Source organism: Streptomyces sp. S3(2020) (assembly GCF_013044505.1).
Taxonomy (GTDB): Bacteria; Actinomycetota; Actinomycetes; order Streptomycetales; family Streptomycetaceae; genus Streptomyces.
In genome coordinates, this window is sequence record NZ_JABERD010000371.1 from 1 (window position 1) to 5,371 (window position 5,371).

The window sequence follows — 5,371 nt, forward strand, 5'->3', positions numbered from 1 at the left end:
TTTGTTCAGTGTTCAGTGTTTTTGTCTGTTCTCTCTGTTACTGTTTGCCTATACGTCGCTCTGATCATATTGATTGTACTTGTGTTCACGTATACGTCAGAAACCTGATCCTTCACTCTTCCCTTCGCCGGGCGCTTAGAATGTGAAAAAAAGACAGCACCACCACGGGGGAAACACACGGGGGAAGTACCACCACGGGGGAAGCACACGGGGGAGCACCAAGAAGCGGGACTGGAGGGCCGGGGGGTCCGTCCAGTCCCGCTTCGGTGTGTGCTCAGCGCGCCGCCATGGGAGCCGCCTCGTACGCACCGGTCATGCTCTCGGCGATGCCGTCCGCGCACTCCTCGACCGTGGCCGTGCCCAGCCGCTCGCCGACGGTGAAGACGGACTTCTCGGTGGGCAGACAACCCCGTCCGTCATAGGTCACCAGCCCCGCGCAGGAGGCCGAGCTCTCGCCGCCGCCGTCATGAGCAGTGCTCCACGTCTGATCGTCATGGTCCTACGACGGCGAAGGCACCGAAGTCGTTCAGCCCGCCGGTGTCGAAGCCGCCGGACGGCGGCCCGCCGCGGCCGCCGCGAGACGACCGAGCGCCTCGTCCTTGTCGCAGGCGTGGGCGCCCAGCGCGGTCTGGCGGGAGATGATCGTGCGCTCCTGCCGCATCAGCCGCCAGCCGCGCCGCAGCAGGAACGGCACCGACTTGCGGCCCTCCCTGAGGTCGCGCAGGAAGCGGCGCCGGAACGTCTGGACGGGACCGCGGCTCAGGCACAGGGCGTCGGCCAGCACCCCCAGCTCCTGGCAGCGCGTCACGATCTCCGCGGCGAAGATGCCCTCCGCGATGAACAGCGGGGTCCGCCCGATGTCGACGGTCTCCGCGCCGGTGCGGGCGCTCAGCGAGATGTCGTACTGCGGGACAGCCGTACGGCCCGTGCCGCACAGCTCGACGATCGCCGCGACGGCCACCTCCGCGTCCCACGACTCGGGGTGGTCCCAGTCGATGTCGGAGCTCCCCGCCACCAGCGGCAGAGTCGGGTCGTCGCCCTCCTTGTAGAAGTCGTCGAGCCTGAGGACCGGAAGGCCGGAACGGGCCGCGAGGAGGGACTTGCCGGAGCCGGAGGGGCCGCAGAGCAGCACGACTCGCGTCGGTATGGACGAAGGGGAACTCACGGGACACCAGTGTGCGGCATTCACCCGCTGTTCATCGACCCCGCGGACCGGCATTGCAGTGCGCGTCACACCGGCGGCCACCTTCGGTGCCGTACCCCTCACCGTGCGTGTGTGAAGTGGCGGTGCCAGACCTGGCAACTAGCTGCCAACCGGGGTGACGCACGGGTGCGTCGCGCGTGATCCTCGCCTTCGTCACCCTGCACGCGACGCTGGGAGCGCTCTTTCCATGTGCGGCATAGTCGGCCTTGTCTCCTTCACCCAGGACCTCGCGCACCGCTCCGACCTGGTCGAGTCGATGCGTGGCGCACTCGCCCTGCGCGGTCCGGACGCAGTCGGCGACTGGTCCTCTCCGAGAGCCCTGTTCGTGCCCCGCCGGCTCGCCGTGGTCGACCTGTCGGGCGGCCACCAGCCCGCCGTCGCCACCGACACTGCCGGCCGCGAGACCGTCGTACTCAACTACACCGGCGAGGTCTTCAACTTCGCCGAACTGCGCGAGGAACTGCGCGGCCGCGGCCACGAGTTCCGCGACCGCAGCGACACCGAGGTGGTGCTGCGCGCCTACCAGGAGTGGGGCCCGGCCTGCGCCGAACGGCTGCGCGGCATGTTCGCCTTCGCCGTGTGGGACGTACGGACCGAGGAACTCGTCCTGATCCGCGACCGGTTCGGCATCTACCCGCTGTTCTACGCCGAGACCCCGGACGGCTTCGCCTTCGGCTCCGAACCCAAGGCGCTGTTCGCCACCGGCCTGGTCGAGCCGGTCGTGGACCGGACCGGACTGCTGGAGGCGCTGTCCTTCACCCCCACCCCCGGCCTGTCGGTGTTCCGGCACATCCGGGAGGTGATCCCGGGCGAGGTCGTCCGCTACTCGCGCGCCGGCGTCCGCCGCGCCCGCTACTGGAACTTCACCCCGCGCGAGCACACCGACGACCTCGCGACCACGGAACGGACCGTGCGCGAGATGCTGGAGGACATCGTCCGGCGCCAGGTGATCTCGGACGTCCCGATCTCCTCGATGCTCTCCGGCGGCCTGGACTCCAGCGCGGTCTGCGCCCTGGTCAACCGCTCCCTCGGCGGCGGCGACCGGCTCCAGACCTTCTCCATGGAGTTCGCCTACCACCTGGAGAACTTCCGCCCCGACGAGGTCCACGACTCCCCGGACGCCCCCTACGTCGCCAAGATGGCCGCGCACCTGGGCAGCGAGCACCGCGAACTGCTGGTCGACCGGGACCACCTCGCCGACCGTGAGGCCCAGGCGGCCGTGGTGCGCGCCCACGAGCGGCCGGTCGCCGGACTCGACATGTACGTGTCGCTGTACCGGCTCTCCCAGGAGGTCCGCCGCTTCTGCACGGTCACCCTCACCGGCGACGGCTCGGACGAGCTGTTCGGCGGCTACATGTGGTTCCACGACCCGTTCTACGTGAAGTCCAGGACCTTCCCGTGGCTCGGCGCCTCGCACCAGATGGAGTTCCTGTCCGGCCTCCTGGACCGGGAGCTGTACCGGGAGCTCGACTTCGCCGGGTACACGCGGGCCCGCTACGAGGAGGCGCTCGCCGAGGTTCCGCTGAGCGGTGACGAGTCCGCGCACGAACGCCGGATGCGGGAGATCACGTACCTCAACATGACCCGCTATCTGCGGGTCATCCTCGACCGCAAGGACCGCCTCGGGATGGCCGCGTCCATCGAGGGCCGGGTGCCGTTCTGCGACCACGAACTCGCCGAGTACGTCTACAACGTGCCGTGGGAGATGAAGGTCGCCGACGGGCGGGAGAAGAGCCTGCTGCGGGCCGCGGTCCGCGATCTGCTGCCCGAGGCGGTGCTCCGGCGCAAGAAGTCGCCGTACCCGACCGTCCAGGACCCCGCCTACCGCACCGCGCTGCGCGCCCAGCTGAAGGAGATCACCGGGCGGCCCGGGGCCCGGGTGAACGACCTGCTCGACCCCGCGCGCGTCGAGTCGGTGCTGACCGACCCCACCTACGGGCTGCGGGCCGGGGTGACCCGGATGAGCATCGAGGCGGCCGTGCAGCTGGACCACTGGTTCGAGTCCGGCGTACGGGTCGAACTCTGATGCCGCTCACCGAACTGCTCGTCGCCGCGTGCGAGACGTACGCGGACCGGGTCGCGGTGGTGCACGAGGACACCGAGTACACCTACGCCCAGCTGGACGCCGCCTCCGCCGGGATCGCGGCCGCGCTCGCCGGACGGGGCGTGACGCCCGGCGCGTACGTCGGGGTGCTGGCGGGGCGCGGCTGGTGGCGGTGCGCGGCGGTGCTCGGCGTCTGGCGCGCGGGCGCGGCGGTGGTCGCCCTGGACCCGGGGCTGCCGACGGAACGCCTGGTCCGGATCACCGACGCGGCGGACGTCCGGCTGACGTTGACCGACGCCTCGGTATCCGTCGACCTCGGGCCGGGCGGGACGACGCTCGGGATCGGGACGCTGGGCGTGACCTCGGAAGGCGGTGTGCCCGGCCGGGGCGGTCCAGGTTCGGTCGCGGATGCGGGGCCCGCGCGCGCAGGGTCGGTTCCCGGGGTGGGCGAGCCGCTCGGGCGGTCCGGTCCGGGTGCGAGCGTGGAGCCGGTGCCCGACCGGAGCGGTCCTGTCGCCTACGCCGTCGCCACGTCCGGTTCCACGGGGACACCCAAGTGCGTGGCCGTTCCGCCGGTGGTCCTGGAGGGGCTGGCCGGCTGGCATCTGGACGGGTGGGAGCGGGGCGAGGTGCCGCGCACGCTGCATGCCGCGTCGGTCGGGTTCGACGTCGGGTTCCAGGAGCTGGCGGCCGCCTGGGCCGCGGGCGCGGCGCTGGTCGTGGTCGACGACGTCACCCGCCGGGACCCGTTCCTGCTCGCCGCCGCGCTGGAGCGGTACGGCATCGCCCGCGCCTTTCTGCCGGTCGCGTCCCTGCACGCGCTGGCCGTCGCGGTGCCGGTGACCGGCCATCGGCTGCCCGCGCTGCGGGAGGTCGTCGTCGCGGGCGAGCGGCTGGTCGTCAACGACGAGGTGCGGGCGCTGTTCGCGGGCCTGGACGCGACCCTGGTCAACCAGTACGGGCCCAGCGAGACGCATGTCGTCACCGAGTACCGGCTGCCGCCGGACCCGGCCGGCTGGCCCGCGCATCCGCCGCTCGGCGGCTCCGTGGCCGACGCCGGGCTGCTGCGGCTGCGGGACGGGGTCCTCGGACCCTTCACGGAGGGCGAGGAGGCCGAACTCGTCGTCACCGGCCGCTGCCTGGCCACGGGTTACCTCGGCGACGAGCGGCTGACCGGGGAGCGGTTCCCGGAGCTTCCCTACGTCGACGGCGGCACCCGGCGCGGCTACCTCACCGGCGATCTGGTGCGCTCGGAGGACGGCCTGCTGCACTTCGTCGGCCGCATCGACGACCAGCTCAAGGTCCGCGGCTACCGGGTGGAGCCGGGCGAGGTCGAGGCCGTGCTGAGCCGGGTCCCCGGGGTACGCCGGGCCGCCGTCGTCGGCCTCGGCTCCGACCGCACGACCGCACTCCAGGCCTACGTCGTCCCGGCCGGCGACGACCAGACCGCCCCCGACGTCGCCGCGCTGCGCACCGCCTGCGCGGCCGCCCTGCCCGACTACATGATCCCGGCCCGCTTCGTCCTCGTCCCGGAACTCCCCCTGACAGCCAACGGCAAACTCGCCCGCCGCGAACTGCCGCACACGGTGGCGACGGGAGGACCACGTGCCTGAGCCGCCGGCAGCAACGGAGGGGCGGGTAGGCCGTGAGGCCGGGGCGCCGGGGGAAGCGGCGGCCCTGACGGCTCCCCGACCGGGCGGCGTGACCGACGTGTCGGCGGCGGTGGACGAGCCGTCGGCTCAGGTGGCGGTGGGCGGGTCGTCGGCTCGGGTGGTTGGGGCGGCGGCAGCGGCGGAGGGGCCGGTAGGCCGTGAGGCTGGGGTGTTGGCGGCCGTGGACGGGGCGTCGGCTCAGGTGGTCGAGGTGGTGGGGCTGCCCGGTCGTGAGGCTGGGGTGGTGGGTGGTCCGGGCGGCCTGGGGCGGGGTGGGTACGGGGTAGGCGGCCATCGCGGCCTGGAGCGCGCATATCGGGTCGATCTCGGTGACGATGACGCGGGCGCCCTGTCCGCGCAGCGACTCCGCACTCCCCTTGCCGACATCGCCGTAGCCGAAGACGACCGCGGTCTTGCCGCCGATGAGGACGTCGGTGGCCCGGTTGATGCCGTCGATGAGGGAGTGCCGGC

3 protein-coding genes and 2 pseudogenes are annotated in these 5,371 nt (G+C 72.1%); 2 read left to right on the forward strand and 3 right to left on the reverse strand.

Annotated features, from left to right (window positions below):
• Window positions 1–274 precede the first annotated feature (274 nt).
• A pseudogene (locus HLK59_RS47820) lies at window positions 275–445 on the reverse strand (hypothetical protein); the annotation flags it as partial.
• An 81-nt stretch (window positions 446–526) separates the two neighbouring features.
• Window positions 527–1,219, reverse strand: a complete 693-nt coding sequence (locus HLK59_RS47825) for a uridine kinase (protein WP_171147965.1) — start codon at window positions 1,217–1,219, stop codon at window positions 527–529.
• Between the two features lie 172 nt (window positions 1,220–1,391).
• Between HLK59_RS47825 and asnB the strand changes: the two genes are divergently transcribed.
• Window positions 1,392–3,230, forward strand: coding sequence for an asparagine synthase (glutamine-hydrolyzing) (gene asnB / locus HLK59_RS47830; RefSeq protein ID WP_171147963.1), 1,839 nt, complete (start codon window positions 1,392–1,394; stop codon window positions 3,228–3,230).
• A complete protein-coding gene (locus HLK59_RS47835) occupies window positions 3,230–4,861 on the forward strand; it encodes an AMP-binding protein (protein WP_171147964.1) in 1,632 nt (543 codons plus the stop codon). The genes asnB and HLK59_RS47835 overlap by 1 nt, the downstream gene beginning before the upstream one ends.
• Before the next feature lie 325 nt (window positions 4,862–5,186).
• Here HLK59_RS47835 and HLK59_RS47840 read toward each other — a convergent pair.
• Window positions 5,187–5,371 (reverse strand): annotated as a pseudogene (locus HLK59_RS47840) (adenosylhomocysteinase); the annotation flags it as partial.

Bases quoted from the DNA above. Each gene is read 5' to 3' on its own strand.
- HLK59_RS47825 (WP_171147965.1), bottom strand. From the start codon at position 1,219: ATGCCGGTCCGCGGGGTCGATGAACAGCGGGTGAATGCCGCACACTGG.
- asnB (WP_171147963.1), top strand. From the start codon at position 1,392: ATGTGCGGCATAGTCGGCCTTGTCTCCTTCACCCAGGACCTCGCGCAC.
- HLK59_RS47835 (WP_171147964.1), top strand. From the start codon at position 3,230: ATGCCGCTCACCGAACTGCTCGTCGCCGCGTGCGAGACGTACGCGGAC.